The sequence below is a fragment of the Candidatus Blastococcus massiliensis AP3 genome, assembly GCF_000582785.1.
Taxonomy (GTDB): Bacteria; Actinomycetota; Actinomycetes; order Mycobacteriales; family Geodermatophilaceae; genus Blastococcus; species Blastococcus massiliensis.
This window is the reverse complement of sequence record NZ_HG931174.1, coordinates 917,518-936,332: the sequence shown is the minus strand read 5'-3', so window position 1 is coordinate 936,332 and position 18,815 is coordinate 917,518. Positions and strand designations below refer to the sequence as shown.

19 protein-coding genes and 1 pseudogene are annotated in these 18,815 nt (G+C 74.7%); 14 read left to right on the top strand and 6 right to left on the bottom strand.

Annotation, left to right across the window (positions count from 1 at the left end; genetic code table 11):
• The 6 genes from BN344_RS13010 to BN344_RS12985 all read left to right on the top strand — a co-directional run.
• Positions 1-707, top strand: a 707-nt coding sequence (locus BN344_RS13010; RefSeq protein ID WP_155858900.1) for a vWA domain-containing protein, incomplete at its 5' end; no start/stop codon positions are given.
• Entirely contained in the window at positions 700-1,821 is a 1,122-nt protein-coding gene (locus BN344_RS13005; RefSeq protein WP_040338809.1) for an XdhC family protein, read from the top strand. The genes BN344_RS13010 and BN344_RS13005, both read left to right, overlap by 8 nt.
• A gap of 137 nt (positions 1,822-1,958) precedes the next feature.
• Complete coding sequence (locus BN344_RS13000) at positions 1,959-2,423, top strand: (2Fe-2S)-binding protein (protein WP_051515857.1); 465 nt, start codon at positions 1,959-1,961, stop codon at positions 2,421-2,423.
• Positions 2,420-4,921, top strand: a complete 2,502-nt coding sequence (locus BN344_RS12995) for a xanthine dehydrogenase family protein molybdopterin-binding subunit (protein ID WP_040338808.1) — start codon at positions 2,420-2,422, stop codon at positions 4,919-4,921. Before BN344_RS13000 ends, BN344_RS12995 begins: the two co-directional genes overlap by 4 nt.
• A 28-nt stretch (positions 4,922-4,949) precedes the next feature.
• On the top strand, positions 4,950-5,807 hold the full coding sequence (locus BN344_RS12990; RefSeq protein WP_040338807.1) for an FAD binding domain-containing protein: 858 nt from the start codon (positions 4,950-4,952) through the stop codon (positions 5,805-5,807).
• Positions 5,808-5,822: 15 nt separating this feature from the next.
• A complete protein-coding gene (locus tag BN344_RS12985) occupies positions 5,823-6,500 on the top strand; it encodes an SRPBCC family protein (RefSeq protein ID WP_040338806.1) in 678 nt (225 codons plus the stop codon).
• 9 nt (positions 6,501-6,509) lie between these two features.
• On the opposite strand, the gene BN344_RS12980 is transcribed toward BN344_RS12985, so the two are convergent.
• The 3 genes from BN344_RS12980 to BN344_RS12970 all read right to left on the bottom strand — a co-directional run bounded on the left by BN344_RS12980 (position 6,510) and on the right by BN344_RS12970 (position 11,371).
• The gene (locus BN344_RS12980; RefSeq protein ID WP_081788582.1) at positions 6,510-8,246 is read right to left on the bottom strand and encodes a RecQ family ATP-dependent DNA helicase; all 1,737 of its coding nucleotides are present in this window, start codon (positions 8,244-8,246) and stop codon (positions 6,510-6,512) included.
• Positions 8,247-8,292: 46 nt separating this feature from the next.
• A complete protein-coding gene (locus BN344_RS12975; protein ID WP_040338805.1) occupies positions 8,293-10,074 on the bottom strand; it encodes an HNH endonuclease signature motif containing protein in 1,782 nt (593 codons plus the stop codon).
• A 76-nt stretch (positions 10,075-10,150) separates the two neighbouring features.
• Positions 10,151-11,371 (bottom strand): DUF2786 domain-containing protein, encoded by a 1,221-nt coding sequence (locus BN344_RS12970; protein WP_051515856.1) that lies wholly within the window; start codon positions 11,369-11,371, stop codon positions 10,151-10,153.
• 81 nt (positions 11,372-11,452) lie between these two features.
• Between BN344_RS12970 and BN344_RS12965 the strand changes: the two genes are divergently transcribed.
• The 8 genes and pseudogenes from BN344_RS12965 (at position 11,453) to BN344_RS12935 (ending at position 17,274) form a co-directional block, all read left to right on the top strand.
• Entirely contained in the window at positions 11,453-11,845 is a 393-nt protein-coding gene (locus BN344_RS12965) for a TOBE domain-containing protein (RefSeq protein ID WP_040338804.1), read from the top strand.
• A gap of 47 nt (positions 11,846-11,892) precedes the next feature.
• Complete coding sequence (gene modA, locus BN344_RS12960) at positions 11,893-12,663, top strand: molybdate ABC transporter substrate-binding protein (RefSeq protein ID WP_040339225.1); 771 nt, start codon at positions 11,893-11,895, stop codon at positions 12,661-12,663.
• Between the two features lie 29 nt (positions 12,664-12,692).
• Entirely contained in the window at positions 12,693-13,472 is a 780-nt protein-coding gene (locus BN344_RS12955) for an ABC transporter permease (protein ID WP_231486777.1), read from the top strand.
• Between the two features lie 53 nt (positions 13,473-13,525).
• Positions 13,526-13,939: pseudogene (locus tag BN344_RS21215) on the top strand (ATP-binding cassette domain-containing protein); the annotation flags it as partial.
• 120 nt (positions 13,940-14,059) lie between these two features.
• The gene (locus tag BN344_RS21210) at positions 14,060-14,515 is read left to right on the top strand and encodes a TOBE domain-containing protein (RefSeq protein ID WP_414625671.1); all 456 of its coding nucleotides are present in this window, start codon (positions 14,060-14,062) and stop codon (positions 14,513-14,515) included.
• A 28-nt stretch (positions 14,516-14,543) separates the two neighbouring features.
• Positions 14,544-15,137 (top strand): nucleotidyltransferase family protein, encoded by a 594-nt coding sequence (locus BN344_RS12945; protein ID WP_040338801.1) that lies wholly within the window; start codon positions 14,544-14,546, stop codon positions 15,135-15,137.
• Entirely contained in the window at positions 15,134-15,544 is a 411-nt protein-coding gene (locus tag BN344_RS12940; RefSeq protein WP_040338800.1) for a molybdenum cofactor biosynthesis protein MoaE, read from the top strand. Before BN344_RS12945 ends, BN344_RS12940 begins: the two co-directional genes overlap by 4 nt.
• Positions 15,545-15,672: 128 nt before the next feature.
• Positions 15,673-17,274 carry a SpoIIE family protein phosphatase gene (locus BN344_RS12935; RefSeq protein ID WP_051515855.1) on the top strand — a complete coding sequence of 534 codons (1,602 nt, stop codon included), beginning with the start codon at positions 15,673-15,675 and terminating at the stop codon, positions 17,272-17,274.
• Here BN344_RS12935 and BN344_RS12930 read toward each other — a convergent pair.
• The 3 genes from BN344_RS12930 to moaA are packed head-to-tail and all read right to left on the bottom strand — an operon-like array spanning position 17,271 to position 18,807.
• A complete protein-coding gene (locus tag BN344_RS12930; RefSeq protein ID WP_040338799.1) occupies positions 17,271-17,468 on the bottom strand; it encodes a hypothetical protein in 198 nt (65 codons plus the stop codon). The two genes, BN344_RS12935 and BN344_RS12930, sit on opposite strands and share 4 nt — an antisense overlap.
• Positions 17,469-17,489: 21 nt before the next feature.
• On the bottom strand, positions 17,490-17,735 hold the full coding sequence (locus tag BN344_RS12925) for a MoaD/ThiS family protein (protein ID WP_040338798.1): 246 nt from the start codon (positions 17,733-17,735) through the stop codon (positions 17,490-17,492).
• 1 nt (position 17,736) lies between these two features.
• Positions 17,737-18,807 carry a GTP 3',8-cyclase MoaA gene (gene moaA, locus BN344_RS12920; protein ID WP_231486775.1) on the bottom strand — a complete coding sequence of 357 codons (1,071 nt, stop codon included), beginning with the start codon at positions 18,805-18,807 and terminating at the stop codon, positions 17,737-17,739.
• Positions 18,808-18,815: the final 8 nt, after the last annotated feature.

Genomic DNA, 18,815 nt, shown 5'->3' with positions numbered 1-18,815 from the left:
CCGTCGGCGCCGTCCACCCCGGGCGCACGGTGCGCCGTGCCCTGCGGGACGGGGGCGAGGTGACCCGGCTGCTGCGGCACCGCAGGGCGCCGCGCCCCCGGCGCCTCGTGCTGCTGGTGGACGTGTCCGGCTCGATGAGCGCGTACGCCGACGCGCTGCTGCGTTTCGCGCACGCCGCGGTGCGGGCGCGCCCGGCGAACACCGAGGTCTTCACCGTGGGCACGCGGCTCACCCGGGTGACCCGGGAGCTGGGCTCGCGCGACCCCGACCGGGCACTGGCGGCGAGCGGATCGGCGATCCCCGACTGGTCGGGGGGCACGCGGCTCGGCGAGGTGCTCAAGGCGTTCCTCGACCGGTGGGGCCAGCGCGGCACCGCCCGCGGCGCGGTCGTCGTCGTGTGCAGCGACGGCTGGGAGCGTGGCGACGCCCGGCTGCTCCGCGAGCAGATGGCGCGGCTGCGCCGGCTGGCGCACGCGGTGGTGTGGGTGAACCCCCACAAGGGCCGGGCGGGGTACGAGCCGTTGACCGTGGGCATGCAGGCGGTCCTGCCCTCGGTGGACCGCTTCGTGGCGGGGCACAGCCTGGCCGCGTTCGAGGAGCTGTCGGAGGTGTTGAAGGACCCCCGTGCCCCCCGCCACTCGCAGGCTCGCAGCGGGCCCCTGCACGCGGGCCGTCCGAACTCGAGGAAGGAGCCATCCGGTGCGTGATGTCCTGGACGACCTGGTCGGGTGGTGGCAGGCGGGGGAGACCGTCGGCGTGGGCACCGTGGTGGCCACCTGGCGCTCGGCCCCCCGCCCCGCGGGAGCGTCGATGCTCGTCGGCCCCGACGGGACAGCGGTGGGCAGCGTCTCGGGCGGCTGCGTCGAGGGTGCGGTCTACGAGGAGGCGCGCGACGCCGTCGACACCGGGGAGCCGGCGCTGCGGCGCTACGGCGTGAGCGACGACGACGCCTTCGCCGTCGGCCTGACCTGCGGCGGGATCCTCGACGTCTTCGTCGAGCCCGTCTCGCGGGAGTCCTTCCCGGAGCTCGGCGAGGTCAAGGAGTCCGTCGACCGCCACGAGCCGGTCGCCGTCGCCACCTGCGTCGAGGGGCCCGCCGACCGCGTCGGCCGCCGGATGGTGCTGTGGCCCGACCGCGTCTCGGGAACCTTCGGGCTGCAGCGTCTCGACGACGCCGTCGCCGCCGATGCCCGGGGGATGCTGGCCGCCGGTCGCACCGGGATGCTCCACATGGGGCACGACGGCGAGCGCCGTGGCGACGACCTGGCGCTGTTCGTCAACGCGTTCGCCCCGCGGGCCCGCATGGTGGTGTTCGGGGCCATCGACTTCGCCGCCGCCGTCGCCCGGCTCGGAGTGTTCCTCGGCTACCGGGTGACCGTCTGCGACGCCCGGCCGGTGTTCGCCACACCGAAGCGCTTCCCGGACGCGGACGAGGTCGTCGTCGACTGGCCGCACCGCTACCTGCAGGCGGAGGCGGACGCGGGCCGGCTCGACGAGCGCACCGTGCTGTGCGTGCTCACCCACGACCCGAAGTTCGACGTCCCCCTGCTGGAGCTCGCGCTGCGGCTCCCGGTCGCCTACATCGGGGCGATGGGGTCGCGGCGCACGCACTCCGAACGACTGGCGCGGCTGACCGAAGCGGGGATGACGCACGACGAGCTGCGCCGGCTGGCCTCGCCGATCGGGCTGGACCTGGGCGCCCGCACCCCGGAGGAGACGGCGGTGTCGATCGCGGCGGAGATCATCGCCGGTCGCTGGGGAGGATCCGGCGAACGGCTGGCCGGCACCGACGGCCCCATCCACCGTCCCGTGGACGGCTGACCGCAGCTTTCCGCCCGCCCGCCGCAGGAGGTGTGGCGTGAATCACTCCGAGGCGACAGACTCCGCTCAGGTGCTCCGGCCGCGGCCGGTATGCACGAACCGGCGATCCGAGCGGAGGATCCGTGAGCCGAATCTCGATGCGCGTGGACGGGGTGACCTACACCGACGAGGTCGAACCCCGCACCCTGCTGGTGCACCACCTCAGGGAACAGCTGGGCAAGGTCGGGACCGTCGTCGGCTGCGACACCAGCAACTGCGGCGCCTGCACCGTGCACCTGGACGGCGAGGCGGTGAAGAGCTGCACGGTGCTGGCCGTCCAGGCCGACGGCAGCGACGTCACCACCATCGAAGGTCTCGCCCCGGACGGGGCCCTGCACCCGATGCAGAAGGCCTTCCACGAGCTGCACGGCCTCCAGTGCGGCTACTGCACACCGGGGATGATCATGGCCGCGGTCGACCTGGTCGCCGACAACCCCGATCCCAGCGACGACGAGGTGCGCGAGGGCATCGAGGGCAACCTCTGCCGGTGCACGGGCTACCAGAACATCGTCCGGGCCGTGCAGCAGGCGGCCCGCGAGATGAACACGGGAGCCCAGGCATGACCGCCGTCGAGGACCGCGCCCAGGCTCCCGCCGCCGGCCCGGCCAAGGAGGTCGGGCAGGCCCGTCGGCGCAAGGAGGACGCCCGGCTGATCACCGGCCGGACGACGTGGACCGACAACCTCGTGCTGCCCGGGATGCTGCACCTCGCGATCGTCCGCAGCCCGGTCGCGCACGCCACGATCACCGGTGTCGACGTCGAGGCGGCGCGCTCCGCGCCGGGCGTCGTCGCCGTCCTCACCGGGCGCGACCTCGCCGACGAGCAGGGCTCCATCCCCTGCGCGTGGCCGGTGACCCCGGACATGGTCAACCCCGGCCACCCGTCGGTGGCCGTCGACGAGGTCAACCACGTGGGCGAGGCGGTCGCGGTCATCGTGGCGCGGAGCAAGGCCGCCGCGCAGGACGCCGTCGAGCTCGTCGACGTCGACTACGACCAGCTGCCCGTCGTCCTGGATATGGAGCAGGCGCTGGGGGAGGCGCCGCAGCTCTGCCACGACCACCTGGACTCCAACGAGAGCTTCCGGTGGGTCTTCGACGCGGGCGAGGCCGGCACCGGCGAGGACACCGACCGGGCGTTCGCGGACGCCGAGGTGGTCGTGAGCCGCCGGTTCGTGCAGCAGCGGCTGATCCCGGCGTTCATGGAGCCACGCGCCACCGTCGTGCAGCCGCAGGGCGACAACTACACGATGTGGTCCTCGACCCAGGTGCCGCACATCCTGCGGATCATGCTGGCGATGGTCACCGGCGTCCCGGAGCACAAGCTGCGGGTCATCGCCCCCGACGTCGGCGGCGGGTTCGGCGGGAAGCTGCAGGTCACGCCCGAGGAGGTGATCACGCTCCTCGTCGCGAAGCGCCTGGGCAAGCCGATCAAGTGGGCCGAGACCCGCAGCGAGTCGCTGATGAGCGCCCACCACGGTCGCGACCAGATCCAGTACGTCGACATCGCCGCGGACCGCGACGGCACCGTCCGGGGGCTCAAGGTCCACATCCTCTCGGACATGGGCGCCTACCTGCGGCTGGTCAGCCCGGGCGTGCCGATCCTCGGGGCGTTCATGTACCCGGGCATCTACAAGTTCCCGGCCTACCGCTTCGACTGCCAGGGCGTGTTCACCAACAAGACGCCCACCGACGCCTACCGCGGCGCCGGCCGGCCCGAGGCCACCTTCGCCGTCGAGCGGATCATGGACGAGCTCGCCGTCGAGCTCGGCATGGACCCGCTCGAGCTGCGCCGGAAGAACTGGATCCGGGCCGAGGAGTTCCCGTTCACCACGGTCGCCGGGCTGGAGTACGACAGCGGCGACTACGACGAGGCGACCCGGCAGGCGCTGGAGCTGCTCGGTTACGACGACCTGCGCGCGGAGCAGCGCCGCCGCCGGGAGTCCGGCGATCCGGTCCAGCTCGGCATCGGCTTCTCCACGTTCACCGAGATGTGCGGCCTGGCGCCGTCGCGGGTGCTGGGCTCGCTCGACTACGGGGCCGGGGGCTGGGAGCACGCCTCGATCCGGATGCTGCCCACCGGCAAGGTCGAGGTCGTCACCGGGTCCACCCCGCACGGCCAGGGCCACGAGACGGCGTGGAGCCAGCTGGTCGCCGACGAGCTCGGCGTGCCGTTCGAGGACGTCGAGGTGCTGCACGGCGACACCGCGATCTCCCCGCGCGGCCTGGACACCTACGGCTCGCGGTCGCTGGTGGTCGGCGGGGCGGCGGTCGTGCGGGCGTCGCAGAAGGTCGTGGCCAAGGCCCGCGCCGTGGCCGCCCACCTGCTGGAGGCCGCCGAGGAGGACCTGCAGTTCGAGGGCGGGACCTTCTCCGTACGGGGCACGCCCGGCACCGGGAAGACCATCCAGGAGATCGCGCTGGCCACGTTCGCCGCGCACGACTTCCCGGAGGGGATCGAGCCCTCGATCGACGCCGACGCGACGTTCGACCCGGTCAACTTCTCCTTCCCCCACGGCACGCACATCTGCGCGGCGGAGGTGGACACCGAGACCGGGATGGTGAGGATCCGCAAGTACGCGTGCGTCGACGACGTCGGGACGATCGTCAACCCGCTGATCGTCGAGGGTCAGGTGCACGGCGGGCTGGCCCAGGGGATCGCCCAGGCGCTGTACGAGGAGGCGGTCTACGACGCCGACGGCAATCTGACGACGGGCACGTTCGTCGACTACCTGGTCCCCTCGGCCGCCGACCTGCCGCACTTCGACACCGGCAACACCGTGCACGTGGCACCCGGCAACCCGATCGGGGCCAAGGGCGTGGGCGAGGCGGGGTGCATCGCCTCGACGCCGGCCGTGGTCAACGCCGCCCTCGACGCCGTCCGGCACCTGGGCGTCTCGGACATCCGGATGCCGCTCACCCCCGAGCGCGTCTGGCGGGCCCTGCAGTCCGGGGGTGATGGCGGAGATCGCGCTACCGCCGGCACGAACGCCTACGGCGGAGCGCAGACCGAGACCACCGCGGGCGTCTCGACGCCCGAGTCCTCGCTGGGAGGCGACCGATGATCCGCCGCGACGACGAAGGAGTCGAGCCATGATCCCCGCTGCCTTCGACTACGCCCGGCCGACCACCGTCGACGAGGCGCTCGCGGCGATCGTCGAGGGCGGGGAGGACGCGAAGGTCCTCGCCGGCGGGCAGTCGCTGATCCCGGTCATGCGGCTGCGGCTCGCGGCGCCGTCCCTCGTCGTCGACCTGAGCAAGGTGGCCGAGCTGCGCGGCGTCCGGGACGACGGCGATGCGATCGTCGTCGGGGCGATGACCACCCACTCGGACGTGCTGGCCGACCCTCTGATCGCGCAGCACGCGCCGCTCGTCGCCGAGGCGACGGCGACCGTGGCCGACCGTCAGGTGCGCCACCGCGGGACGTTCGGCGGCGCGCTGGCGCACGCTGACCCCGCCGGGGACCTGCCGGCGGTCGCGCTGGCCCTGGACGCCGAGTTCGTCGTCGCCGGGCCGGGCGGGCGGCGGACGGTGCCGGCCCGGGAGTTCTTCGTGGACTACCTGACGACGGCGCTGGGGGAGCAGGACCTGCTGGTGGAGGTGCGCCTGCCGAAGCTGGCCGGTCAGTGGGGGATGCACTACGAGAAGTTCCACCGGGTCGCGCAGGCGTGGGCGATCGTCGGGGTGGCCGCGGCCGTGCGGCGCGAGAACGGGCACATCGCCGAGGCGCGGATCGGGCTGACCAACATGGGCCCGACCCCGTTGCGGGCGACGGCGGCGGAACAGGCGCTGGCCGGTGCCGCCGCGGATGCAGGGGCGATCGCCGAGGCGGCGGGACATGCCGCGGAAGGGACGCAGCCGAGCGACGACCTCAACGCGCAGGCCGACTACCGCGAGCACCTGGCCAGGGTGCTGACCCGCCGCGCGGTCACCGCTGCGGCCGGTATCTGACCCCAGGGGTTTCACGTGCAACTGGAGAACTCGTTCACCGTGCCGGTGCCCGTCGACGAGGCCTGGCGGGTGCTGCTCGACATCGAGCGGATCGCGCCGTGCATGCCCGGTGCTGCCCTGGACACCGTCGAGGGCGACGACTTCACCGGCAGGGTGAAGGTCAAGCTCGGCATGATCAACCTGACCTACACGGGCAAGGCGTCGTTCGTCGAGAAGGACGAGGAGGCGCACCGGGCGGTGATCGACGCTCGCGGCAAGGACCAGCGGGGCAACGGCACGGCGGCGGCGGTGGTCACGGCCACGCTGGCTGCCGAGGGCGACTCGACCCGGGTCGACGTCCTCACCGACCTGAACATCACCGGCCGCCCGGCGCAGTTCGGCCGGGGCGTGATGACCGACGTCGGCAACAAGCTGCTGGGTCAGTTCGCCGACAGGCTCGCCGCCCAGCTCGGCGCGGGGGACCAGCCGGCGGCCGAACCGCCGGCCGCCGCGCCCGCCTCCCCGGAGGAGGTCGTCCGGTCGGTGCCCACGGTTCCCCGCCCGCTGTTGGAGGTCCGCGAGACGCAGGAGCCGGAGCCGATCGACCTGCTGGGGGTGGCGGGCGGCGCCGCGGCGGCCCGGTACGCGGGTCCCGGAGTCGCTGTGGCCGTCCTGGTGTTGCTCGTCGTCTGGCTGGCCCGCCGTCGCGGCTGACCGCTCCGGTCAGGGGCGGGTGCGCAGCAGGTCGTTCTCGACGACGGCGGCCAGTCCGAGCGTCTTGTAGCCGACCTCGTCGAACAGCACGGTGAGGCGGTCGTCCTCGACGCGCATGACGACGCCGTTGCCCCACTCGCTGTGCTCGACGGGCGTCTCGACCGGGAACGGGGTGTCGTGGTCGTCGGGGCCCGGGTTCTCCTGGGCGGTGCCGGCGGAGCAGTTGTCGCAGTTGCCGCACGGCTCGTCGAGCTGCTCGCCGAAGTAGCCGAGGAGGAACTGGCGGCGGCACTCGGTGGTCTCGGCGTAGCCGCGCATCATCTCCACGCGGCTCTGGTCGACCTTCTCGTGGTGCTCGGCGAGCTCGCGGGCCTGCTCGGCGGCTGCGCCGGGCGGGGGCGCGCCCTGCGCGGGGTGGGCCGCGCCCTCCTCGTCCAGGACGACCGCGGCCACCTGCTCGAGGAGGTTCAGGTCGCGGACCAGCGGGGTGGCCGCCCGGCCGGTCTCCTCGCGGAGCGTCTTCACGTTGACGCCGTCCTCGAGCCCGGCGGCGGGGGCCGCGGCCACCAGCCCGGCGACCTGCTGGAGCTCCTCCTCGGCGGGGGTGCCGGCGGCGAAGAAGCGGCGCAGGCCGAGGTCCTCCTGGCGGTAGACCAGCACGGCCAGGGCCGGTTCGCCGTCACGGCCCGCCCGGCCGATCTCCTGGTAGTAGCTGTCGATCGAGTCGGCCGGTTCGGAATGGATGACGAACCGGGTGTCGGGCTTGTCGATGCCCATGCCGAAGGCAGTGGTGGCGACGACGACGTCCAGCTCGTCCTCCATCCACACGCGCTGGGTCTCCTCGCGGTCTCCCTTGTTGAGGCCCGCGTGGTAGTGCCGGGCACGCAGCCCGCGCTCGCGCAGCTCGTCGGCGATGGTCTCCGTCCCCTTGCGGGTGGCGCTGTAGACGATGCCCGGCCCCCGGCCGTCCCCGATCTCGGCGAGGACGCGGTCCAGCACGCCCTGCTCCTTGCCGTGCGCGTCGGCATGGTGGTCGACCTCCAGCCGGATCTCCGGCCGGTCGAAGCCCGCGACGACGATCTCGGGGTCGGTCATCCCGAGCCGCTCGACGATCTCCGCGCGCACCGGGGGAGCCGCGGTGGCGGTGAGCCCGAGGACGGTGGGCGAGCCGAGTTGCTCGGCAGCGTTGCCGAGCCGGAGGTAGTCGGGGCGGAAGTCGTGGCCCCAGGCGGAGACGCAGTGCGCCTCGTCGACGACGAACAGGGCGGGTGCGGCGGCGGCGAGGGCCTCGACCACGTCGGGCTTGGCCAGCTGCTCCGGGGCCAGGAAGAGGTAGCGAACCGTTCCGTCACGCAATCCGTCCAGTGCCTCGCGCTGGTCGCCGGCCGACAGAGTGGAGTTCAGCTGCGCGGCGGCCCCGGCCTGCTCCTCGAGCTCGGTGAGCCGCTCCACCTGGTCGCGCTGCAGGGCGATCAGCGGCGAGACGACGACGACCGGACCGTCGAGGAGCTGCCCCGCCACCTGGTAGATCGCGGTCTTGCCGGCCCCCGAGGGGAGGACGGCGAGGGTGTCCCGCCCGCTGACCACCGCCTGCATGGCCGCTTCCTGGCCGGGGCGGAAGGACTCGTAGCCGAGGACGTCGCGGGCGAACTCGCGGATGCGACGGGTGCGGACCGACGCGGTGGCGCCGGCCGGGTTGTCGTCGCTACGGGTTTCGGCGGGGGCTTCTGCGGACGCGCGCGGCACCGGCTCCCTGTCCCCGGGGCGGGTGTCCGGCAAACCGTGCCGGGCCTCACCCGGCGAGCCCGGGCGTTCCCGCGGGAACGTCCGGCGCGAGACCTCGTTCGACCTCCAGCCGCCGGACGAGGTCGCGGTTGGTCATGAGCACGCCGAGCGCGTAGGCCATGTCGAGTCGTTCGCAGCGTGCGTCCGGCAGGGCGGCGAGGCGAGGCGCCCCCTCCGGGAAGAGCGTCCGTTCGAGGCGGCGGGCCTCCACCTCCACCGAGACGGCGGTCGCGGCGGCGCGACCCCGCAGCCGGGAGCGCCGAGCGGCGAGAAGTGCCGTCGGGTGCGGTCCGGCAGGACGGGGACGGGTCGGTGTCGAGCCCCGGCGGCGCCGCACGCTCGGCCGGCGTCGGGGGCGGGCGAGGGGGACGCTGCCCTCGATCGCGCCGGCGGAACCTGCGGCGAGGGGGTTCTCGGACGGAGGCGCCGTCGGGCGGCGGCCGGCGGTCGTGTCGATGGGGTGGACACCGGCGAACGGGTCCGCGCCGCTGAGCGGGTCGGGGGCCGGTCCGTCCACGCCGGTGACGAAGGCGGCGTCGGCGCCGCCCCACACCCGGTGACCGTCCGGCGTCGTGACCACGAGGCGGCCGCCCTCGCGCCGGACGACCAGGTCGTGCTCGTGGACCAGACCGTGGTCGACGTCGCACAGCAGCACCAGGTTGTCGATGTCGGTCGGTCCGCCGACGAGCCAATGCCGCATGTGGTGGGCGTGCAGGCGCTCCACCCGGGTCTCGGGGCAGCCAGGGCGGGCGCACCCACCGTCGCGGCGCAGCAGCGCGCGCCACTGGGCCCTGGTCGCCCGCCGCTTCCGGCGTCCGACGGCCAGGGGCTCCCGCTCTCGTTCGAGCATGGCCACGACGGTGGCCTCGCACAGCATCCGGCGGACCTGGGCGCCGGTGATCGGCGGCCCACCGTCGAGGTAGGCGCGCCCGGCGGCGGTGTCGTCGGCCAGGACGGCGGCGTCGACGTGCACGACGACCTCGCGCCGCGGCGGATCCCCAGGACGGCGCTCCTCCTGCGCGGCGCCGGCGGAGACGAGCTCGGCCAGGGCCGCGACCCTCCGTGCGGTCCGGCGTTCGCGGACCCGGCCGATCGCGCTGTCCTCGGCGCAGCGCTCGACCAGGTCGGCATCGACGGTCCCGCCGGCGGCCTCGATCGCCTCGTGAGCCGCGGCCGCCTTGCCGGCCTGGGCGCGCTCCCGGCGCGCGTCCCGTTCGGCCCGGCCCTCGACGGCGGTCATCAGCGCCGCGCCGTCCGCCGCGGGCATGCGCACCTTGAGCGTGAGGAAGCCGTCGTCGTCGTACCAGTGCTCGAAGGTCATGCCGTCCTCCGCCTCGCGCGCGGTACGGCCGGATCCCGGGGTGCCGGCCGCCGCGTCGTCGGCCTGCCGCCACTGGCGGCAGAACCGCTCGGTCTGCGACGCAGTGGCCGCGAGCGCGAACTCGATCAGCATCTCCTCGCAGTCGGGTTCGGCGATGCGCGTCAGGGCGCGCACCTTGGAGTAGGAGAGCCGGCCGGCGGCGAAGGCGGCCTCGATGCGCGGCAGGCCGGTGAGCGCCCGCGCCACGCGGACGTGCTCCCGGGCCGCACCCGGCCCGAGGCCGCACTGCCACGCCAGCCAGTGCGCGCAGGACAGGATGCCGACGCCGTTCCAGCCCCCGCGCCGGTCGAACTCGGCCACCAGCCGGAGCCACGCCGCCGTCGCCGCGGCCAGCCGGACCGCACCGGTGGTGATGGCCGCGGCCAGTTCGTCCAGAGGTGTCCCGTCGCTGTCGCGGTTCGATCGCATGTTCGGACAGTAGGGGTGCCCACCGACAGTTCCCGCTGGTCAGCGGCGTGCGACGTTCCCGCGGGAACGCGGGCGCTCAGGTCAGCGGGGAGCGGCGGGACCCCACGTCGGCGTGCTCGGCGGCGGACCGCCCGGCGTACCACCCACCGGCGTCCACCGAGGCCCGGCTCCGGCCGGCGCGGACACGGGGGAACAGCTGCGCCACCGCGGCGTCCACCGCCTCTCGCCGCGACCGGAGCACCGGCAGCAGGTCGACCTGGCGCTCTGCGGCGGCCTCGGCGGTGGCCCGGCGGCGCGCGTCCTGCAGGCGCTCGCCGACGCGGTGGGCGTAGCCGAGCAGGAAGGCCCGGCGGAACGTCCGCTGCGACGAGCCCCGCCCGGCCGTCCGCTCGGCGGCGGCGAGGCCCTGCGCCACCTGCAGCAGCAGCGAGGTGAACAGCAGCTCCACGGCGTCCAGGTCGACCCGTCCGCCGACGATCGTCGCGATGCCCAGCGTCTGGTACCAGACCAGCCGGACGTCGTTGGCCTCGGCGACCGATCCCAGCAGCTGCACCTTGGCCCGCACGTAGGGGTCCGCGACGTGGACCCGTCGGGTCTCGACCTCGCCGGCGGGGAGGTCGCCCTGCAGCACCGCGGCGTCGACGGCGTGCCGGGTCATCAGCTCCTGCGCCTTGGCCGTGAACGCCTCCGCCTCCTCGGCGAACTCGGTCGCCTCCGCCTTGGCCAGCAGCCCGCGGATGACGCGCAGCGCACGCTCCTCCCCGGGGCCGCCTCCGCGGGCGGGAGTGCACCGCCGGGTCCCGCCCCACCGTGACGGCGGCGGCACGAGCAGCTCGATCCTCGGCGTGCAGCGCAGCACCCCGAGCAGCTGCAGGGCGATGCGCCAGGCGTCGACCGGCGCTCGGCGCTCCGCCCGCTGCCAGGCGCCCACCACGGAGGCTTCCCCCGCCTCGAGGGCGCCCAGCTCCCGCAGCTGGTCGACCCAGGGGTCCGGCGCCCGCTCTGCCGCCGATGTGCGGCGGGCGTGCTCGGCGATCAGGGCGACGGCCAGCGGCACCGAGCCGGCGGTCGCCTTCCGGCGGGCGGTGTGCGCGACGTCGGCCGGCTGCCACCCGCGCTCCCAGGTCTCGTCCAGCGCGTCGAGCAGGGTGCGCGTGACCGACCCGTCGGCGTCGAGGTGGATGCCGTGCTGCACGAGAGCGGCGGCCGTCTCGGCCGCGATCCCGGCGTCGGTGAGCTGGAAGGCCCCGTTCCGGAGGAGGTCTGCGAGCCAGGCGTCGTCGATCACGTCGGGCATGCTGCCCCGTCCTGCCGGCGGTGGGTCGGATCCCTTGTGGACACCGGGGTGCCGTCCACGACCTCGGTCTAGGGTCTGGCCGTGGCCGCCACCTACCGGATAGCCGAGGCGGCGGCGCTGCTCGGCGTCAGCGACGACACGGTGCGGCGGTGGATCGACAGCGGGCGCCTGCCCGCCCGGCGCGACGGTGGCGGTCCCGCGGTGGTGGACGGCGCCGAGCTGGCTCGGCTCGCCACGCAGCTGCGCGAGGCGCCCGAGCCCGGCACGACGCCGTCCTCCGCGCGCAACCGGCTGACCGGCATCGTCACCCGGGTGGTCCGCGACGCCGTGATGGCGCAGGTGGAGATCCAGGCCGGCCCGTTCCGGGTGGTCTCCCTCATGTCGCGGGAGGCCGCCGACGAGCTCGGCCTCGAGGTGGGTGTGCGCGCCGTCGCGACGGTGAAGGCGACCCAGGTCAGCGTCGACGTCCCCTGAAAACACAACCGTGTCGGCGCAGCGGTCACACGGCTATGGTTCCGCACATGCGGAGCATCGGGCGCCCAATCGCCGCTTTCGCGGCGACCGCGATGCTCGTCGGCTGCACCACGGGTGGCCCGGACGCGGGCACGGGGGACGGGCCGAGCGGCACGCTGACCGTCTTCGCCGCCGCCTCGCTCTCCGACGTCTTCCCCCGGCTCGGGCAGGAGCTGGAGGAAGCGCACCCCGGGCTCGGGGTGCGCTTCAACTTCGCCGGCAGCTCCGCCCTGGCCACGCAGATCGCCCAGGGCGCCCCCGTGGACGTCTTCGCCGCGGCGGACGAGACGCAGATGGCCGTCGTCACCGACGCGGGCCTGGCCGGTCAGCCGACGATGTTCGCGGCGAACGTGCTGGAGATCGCCGTCCCGGCCGGCAACCCGGCCGGCGTCACCGGGCTGGCCGACCTGGCCCGAGACGAGCTGGTCGTCGCCCTCTGCGCCCCGGAGGTGCCCTGCGGCGCCGCGGCCGATCAGGTCCTGGCCGCGGCCGGCGTCACGCCGGCCCCCGACACCCTCGAGCAGGACGTGCGGGCCGTGCTGACCAAGGTGCGGCTCGGCGAGGTCGACGCCGCCCTCGTCTACGCCTCCGACGTCGTCTCGTCGAGCGGGGACGTCGAGGGGATCCCCGTCCCCGAGGCGGCGGACTCGACCAACGAGTACCCGGTCTGCGTCCTCGACGACGCCCCCAACCCCCGGGCGGCCCGGGCGTTCGTCGACCTGCTGCTGTCCGAGCGGGGCCGGCGGGCGCTGGCCGACGCCGGCTTCCGCGAGCCATGAGACGCCGCCGCCGACGCGGGGGCGCCGGCGTGCCTCTCCCGCTGGTCGTCCCCGCAGCCCTCGCCGTCGCCTTCCTCGTCCTCCCGGTGCTGGGCCTGCTGATCCGCGCCCCGTGGTCGTCGCTGCCCCAGCAACTCACCGCACCCGGCGTCGGGGAGGCGCTCCGGCTGTCCCTCGTCTCGGCGACGGCCGCGACCGCGCTCTCCCTCGTCCTCGGCGTCCCGCTGGCCTGGGTGCTCGCCCGCTCCCGCATCCGCGGCCGCAGCCTCCTGCGCGCGCTGGTCACCGTCCCCCTGGTGCTGCCGCCCGTGGTGGGTGGCGTCGCCCTGTTCCTCGTCCTCGGACGCCAGGGGGTCGTGGGCAGCCGGCTGCACGACGCCTTCGGCATCACGATCCCGTTCACCACCACCGCCGTGGTCATCGCCCAGACGTTCGTCGCGATGCCGTTCCTCGTGATCAGCGTGGAGGGCGCGCTCCGGGCGGCCGACGCCCGGTTCGAGGACGTCGCCGCCACTCTCGGCGCCGACCGCTGGACGACGTTCCGCCGGGTGACCCTCCCGATGGTCGCCCCCGGCGTGGCCGCCGGCGCGGTGCTCTGCTGGGCCCGCGCGCTGGGCGAATTCGGCGCGACGATCACCTTCGCCGGCAACTTCCCCGGCACGACGCAGACCATGCCGCTCGCCGTCTACCTGGCGCTGCAGCGCGAACCGGAGGCGGCCATCGTGCTGTCGCTGGTCCTGCTGGGCGTCTCGCTGGCCACCCTGCTCCTGCTCCGCGACCGCTGGCTCCGCGCCGGGGTGGCGGCGTGAGCCTCGCCGCCGCGATCGCGGTCCGCAGGGGCGCGCTCGACCTGCGGCTCGACCTCGACGTGCCCGACGGCGGAGTGCTCGCCGTGCTGGGGCCCAACGGGGCCGGGAAGTCCACGCTCCTGCGCGTGCTCGCGGGGCTGCTCCCGCCGGACGAGGGCCGGGTCGTGGTGGCAGGGCGCACGTGGGACGGCGACGGCGGACACCTCCCTCCGCACCGCCGGGCGCTGGGGATGGTCTTCCAGGACGCCCTGCTCTTCCCGCACCTCAGCGTGGCCGACAACGTCGCGTTCGGTCTGCGCACGAGCGGCGTCCCCCGCGGGCAGGCGCGCGCGGCGGCCGGCGAGTGGCTCGCCCGGGTCGGGCTCGACGGCTTCGGTGGACGGCGCCCGGCGGAGCTGTCCGGCGGTCAGGCTCAGCGGGCCGCGCTGGCCCGGGCCCTCATCGGCTCCCCCGACCTCCTGCTGCTCGACGAGCCGCTCTCGGCGCTGGACGCCCGTACCAGGCTGACCGTCCGGGCCGAGCTGCGGCGTCACCTGGCCGAGTTCTCCGGCAGCGCCGTACTGGTCACCCACGACCCGGTGGACGCGATGGCGCTCGCCGACCGGGTGCTCGTGCTCGAGGACGGCGCGGTGGTCCAGGAAGGCGAGCCGGCCGAGATCGCCACCCGCCCGCGCACCGACTACGTCGCCCGCCTCGTCGGCCTGTCGCTGCTCCCGGGACTGGCGGAGGGCCCCCGCGTCCGGCTGGCCGGGGGCGGCGTCGTGACGGCGTCGGAGGAGGCCTCCGGCCCGGTGTTCGCGGCGGTCCGGCCGGAATCGGTGTCGATCTTCCTCGCCCGGCCCGAGGGGAGCCCACGCAACGTGTGGCCCGTCCGGCTGGCCGGGGCGACGCCGCACGGCGGGACGGTGCGCTGCGAGCTCACCGGCGAGGTGTCCCTGCTGGCGGACGTGACCGCCGCGGCGTTCGCCGAGCTGGGTCTCGCCCCGGGGGCGGAGGTGTGGGCGGCGGTCAAGGCCTCCGAGGTCGCCGTCTATGCGCGGTGACGGGGGGCACGCTGAGACAGTGGGAGGCATGACCACAGCCGCCGTCGTCCTCGCCGCCGGGGGCGGCCGCCGCTACGGGATGCCGAAGGCGCTGGTCGAACACGAGGGCAGCCTGCTGGTCGAGCGGGCGGTGCGGACGGCGCGCGCGGCGTGCGACGTCGTCCTCGTCGTCCTCGGCGCGCAGGCGGTCGACGTCTGGCGCACGGCCGACCTGACCGGCGCCACCGTGCTCGCGAACAAGGACTGGGAGACCGGCATGGCCTCCTCGCTGCGCACGGGGCTCGACGGGCTGCGCGGCTTCCCCGGCACGGTCGACGCCGCCCTGATCACGCTGGTCGACATGCCGGGCATGACGCCGGAGGCGCTGACCGCGGTCGCCGCGCACGCCGCGCCGGGTGCCCTCGCCGTCGCCACCTACGACGGCGTCCGCAGCCATCCGGTGCTGCTCGGCCGCGACCACTGGACCGGCGTGATCGCGACGGCGACCGGCGACGAGGGGGCCCGTCGCTACCTCGCCGAGCACTCGGGCGCCGGAGGCGAGGTCACGGAGGTGGACTGCACCGGGCTGGCCGATCCGGCCGACCTCGACGTCCCCCCGTCCGGAGTACCTTCGGCCCCGTGATCGCCCGGGTCGTGGACGCGCCGCTGTCCGTCGCCGAGCACGAGGACGCCGTGGCAGACAAGGCCGCCGGCGCCGTCGTCTCCTTCGCCGGGGTCGTCCGGGACCACGACGGCGGGCGGTCGGTGAGCGAGCTCGAGTACGTCGGGCACCCCACGGCCGAGCAGGTGCTGCAGGAGCTGGCCGAGGAGTTCGCCGCCCGCGACGACGTGCACGCCGTCGCGGTCAGTCACCGGATCGGCCTGCTCGGCATCGGCGACGTCGCGCTGGCCTGTGCCGTCAGCTCGTCGCATCGCGGGCAGGCGTTCGCGGCCTGTGCCGACCTCGTCGACGAGGTGAAGAAGCGCCTTCCCATCTGGAAGCGGCAGGTCTTCACCGACGGCGAGGAGGAATGGGTCGCCTGTCCGTAGCCGTGACTCCCGGGAGTGGACACTTGAGTGTGCGCGACCCGGCATGGCATAACTGAACGACGACGGCCGCTGCCGTCACACTGCTCCGGCGTCCCGCGGCGAGCGGACGACCGGAGGGAGCGAGGTCCATGGGCCGGCCCGACGGTGACCAGGTCCTCTCCTCGATGCCCGTGGGCTTCATGGCCGTCGCCGCCGACTGGACCATCACGCACGTGAACCCGGCGGCCGAGCAGATGCTGTTCATCGAGGCGGCCGACCTGGTCGGGCGGAACTACTGGGACGCCTACTCCGCCAACGTGGACAACGAGTTCGGCCGGGCCTACCGCGCCGCGATGGCCGACCGGGTGACGATGACGGTCGAGGCGTTCTATCCCGCGCCGCTCGATCGGTGGTTCGGCGCCGAGGCCGTGCCCGTCCAGGACGGGCTGCACTTCTACTTCTCCGACGTCACCGAGCGGCGGGTGGCCCAGGACCGGCTGGCTCTGCTGGACCGCATCGGCGCCGAGCTGGCCGGCACCCTCGACATCGACGCCGCGGTGTCGCGCATCCCGCGGCTGGTCGTCCCCGGGCTCGCCGATGGCTGCCTGCTCACCGTCGTCGACGGCGAGGGGCGGCCGCGCGACGTCGGCTCCTGGCACGCCGCCCCGGAGGCGCGTCCCCTCCTCGTGCGGTACGCGGCGGTGCGCCTGGCCGACCTCCCGGCGAACGCACCGCTCATGACGTCGTTGCGGGACGGCCGGACCGTCTCCTTCTCCGCCGCCCAGGCGATGGCCACCCTGCCCGAGGGAGAGGCTCGCGAACTCCTCGCCGCCGTGCGGCTGGGGCACGCCGTCACCCTGCCCCTGCGCGGACACGCCCGCGTGGTGGGCGCGCTGACGCTGCTCATGAACCGGCCGGAGGCCCCCGGCGAGGCCGATCTGGCCGCCGCCCGCCAGGTCGCCGACCGCATCGGGCTGGCGCTGGACAACGCCCGCCTGTTCGACCAGCAGCGCCAGCTGGCCGAGGGCCTGCAGCGCACCCTGCTCACCGCGCCGGTGCAGCCCGACCACGCGGAGATCGCCGTGCGCTACACGCCGGCCGCCGAGGCGGCCCGGGTCGGCGGGGACTGGTACGACGCCTTCGTCCAGCCGTCGGGCGCGACGATGCTGGTCATCGGCGACGTCGTCGGCCACGACACCGAGGCTGCTGCGCTGATGGGCCAGCTGCGGGCGCTGCTGCGCGGCATCGCCTCGTACAGCGACGGCTCCCCGGCGGAGGTGCTCCGCGGTCTGGACGGCGCGATGGCGCAGCTGCAGGTGAGCACGTACGCCACCGCGGCGGTCGCCCGGTTCGAGCACACCGAGGAGGAACTCGCCCGCGGAGTGACCCGGATGCGCTGGTCGAACGCCGGGCACCTGCCCCTGCTGGTGATCCACCCCGACGGGCAGCTGGCCGAGCTGGGGGACTGGCAGGGAGACCTGCTGCTGGGCGTCGACCCGGCCGCACCGCGTGAGGAGTCCGTCGTCGAGCTGGGCCACGGCACCACGGTGCTGCTGTTCACCGACGGGCTCATCGAACGGCGGTCCGGCGACCTCGACGCCGGGATGGAGCGGCTCCGGGAGACCGCGCGCGAGCTCGGTGCGCTGCCGCTGGGCGAGCTGTGCGACGAGATCATCGAGCGGCTCGTCCACGGCCGGCCCGAGGACGACGTGGCCCTCGTGGCGATCCGGCTGGGCGCGCGGAGGGACTAGCGCGCGGGTGCGAACCCGTCGTCGTCGTCGCGCTTCTCCGCGCGGTCGAGCTCCTCTTCCTCCGCCTGGGCCTCCATGACGTTGGCCTCGCCGGCCACGGTGGCGGCCGCGTCGCCGTGGGACTCGCCGTAGACCTGCTCGGCGCGGCCCAGCAGCTCCTGCGCCTTGGCCTTGACCTTGCCGAAGATGCTCATGCGCTCATCCTCCCGTGCCGGTCAGCCGCCCGCGAAGGGCGGGAGCACGTCGACGACCGATCCGGGTGACAACCGCAGCGAGCGGTCCCGGGCCTGCGCCCCGTCGACGAGGAACGAGCAGGCGGTCAGCACCCGGGCCAGCCGCTCCCCGTGCGCGTCGACGAGCTGCGCGACGAGCTGGTCGAGGGACGCGGCCTCGCGCGCCTCGGTGTCGACGCCGGACGCCGCCCGGGCCCCGGCGAAGTACCGGACGGTGACGGTGCTCATCTCATCCGCCGATCGCCGACATCGGGCGGGCCGGCTGCAGGAACGACGGGTCGTCGATGCCGTGACCCGGCAGCTTGCCCAGGGTCGCGATGCGCCAGCGGTCCGCGATCTCCTGGTCGGTGGCGCCCTCGCGCAGCGGCGTCCGCAGATCGGACTCCTCGCGGGCGAACAGGCAGTTGCGGATCTGGCCGTCGGCGGTCAGCCGGGTGCGGTCGCAGCTGCCGCAGAAGGAGCGGGTCACCGAGGCGATGACGCCGACGGTCGCCGGGCCGCCGTCGACCAGCCAGCGCTCCGCGGGCGCGGAGCCGCGGGCCTCGGTGTCCGGCGTCAGCGTGTGGGCGGCCGACAGCCGCTCGAGGATGTCCTCGGCGGTGACCATCTCGCCGCGGGTCCAGGCGTGGTGGGCGTCCAGCGGCATCTGCTCGATGAACCGCAGCTGGTATCCGTGCTCCAGGCAGAAGTCGAGCAGCGGGACGGCGTCCTGCTCGTTCATCCCGCGGAGCAGGACGGCGTTGACCTTGACCGGGGTGAGACCGGCGCTCCGGGCGGCGGCCAGCCCGGCGAGGACGTCGTCGAACCGGTCGCGGTGGGTGAGCTGCCGGAAGCGTTCGCGGTCGACGGTGTCGAGGCTGACGTTGATCCGGTCGAGCCCCGCCTCGGCGAGCGCGGGCGCCACCCGGGCCAGCCCGATGGCGTTGGTGGTGAGGCTGACCTCGGGCCGGGGCGTCAGCGCCGTCGCGCCGGCCACGATGCCGACCAGACCGGGGCGCAGGAGCGGCTCGCCGCCGGTGAAGCGGACCTCCTCGATGCCGAGGAGCTCGACGCCGATCCGCACCAGCCGGACGATCTCCTCGTCGGTGAGCACCTCCACCTTGGGCAGCCAGTCGAGCCCCTCGGGCGGCATGCAGTAGGTGCAGCGCAGGTTGCAGCGGTCGGTGAGCGAGACGCGGAGGTCGGTCGCGACCCGTCCGTGCCGGTCGACCAGCCCGCCGCTGCCCGGCACACCGCTGCCCGGCACACCGTTCTCCGGCACCGGGTGGACCCGGGGGTCGGGCAGCGAGTGGCCGGTCATCGCTCGAA

Excerpts from the sequence above, each read along its gene's own strand:
- BN344_RS12990 (WP_040338807.1), top strand. The coding sequence starts at position 4,950 with ATGATCCCCGCTGCCTTCGACTACGCCCGGCCGACCACCGTCGACGAG.
- modA (WP_040339225.1), top strand. The coding sequence starts at position 11,893 with ATGCGGAGCATCGGGCGCCCAATCGCCGCTTTCGCGGCGACCGCGATG.
- BN344_RS12995 (WP_040338808.1), top strand. The coding sequence starts at position 2,420 with ATGACCGCCGTCGAGGACCGCGCCCAGGCTCCCGCCGCCGGCCCGGCC.
- BN344_RS13000 (WP_051515857.1), top strand. The coding sequence starts at position 1,959 with ATGCGCGTGGACGGGGTGACCTACACCGACGAGGTCGAACCCCGCACC.
- BN344_RS12970 (WP_051515856.1), bottom strand. The coding sequence starts at position 11,371 with ATGCCCGACGTGATCGACGACGCCTGGCTCGCAGACCTCCTCCGGAAC.
- BN344_RS12975 (WP_040338805.1), bottom strand. The coding sequence starts at position 10,074 with ATGCGATCGAACCGCGACAGCGACGGGACACCTCTGGACGAACTGGCC.
- BN344_RS21210 (WP_414625671.1), top strand. The coding sequence starts at position 14,060 with ATGGCGCTCGCCGACCGGGTGCTCGTGCTCGAGGACGGCGCGGTGGTC.
- BN344_RS12935 (WP_051515855.1), top strand. The coding sequence starts at position 15,673 with ATGGGCCGGCCCGACGGTGACCAGGTCCTCTCCTCGATGCCCGTGGGC.
- BN344_RS12930 (WP_040338799.1), bottom strand. The coding sequence starts at position 17,468 with ATGAGCATCTTCGGCAAGGTCAAGGCCAAGGCGCAGGAGCTGCTGGGC.
- BN344_RS12945 (WP_040338801.1), top strand. The coding sequence starts at position 14,544 with ATGACCACAGCCGCCGTCGTCCTCGCCGCCGGGGGCGGCCGCCGCTAC.
- BN344_RS12925 (WP_040338798.1), bottom strand. The coding sequence starts at position 17,735 with ATGAGCACCGTCACCGTCCGGTACTTCGCCGGGGCCCGGGCGGCGTCC.
- moaA (WP_231486775.1), bottom strand. The coding sequence starts at position 18,807 with ATGACCGGCCACTCGCTGCCCGACCCCCGGGTCCACCCGGTGCCGGAG.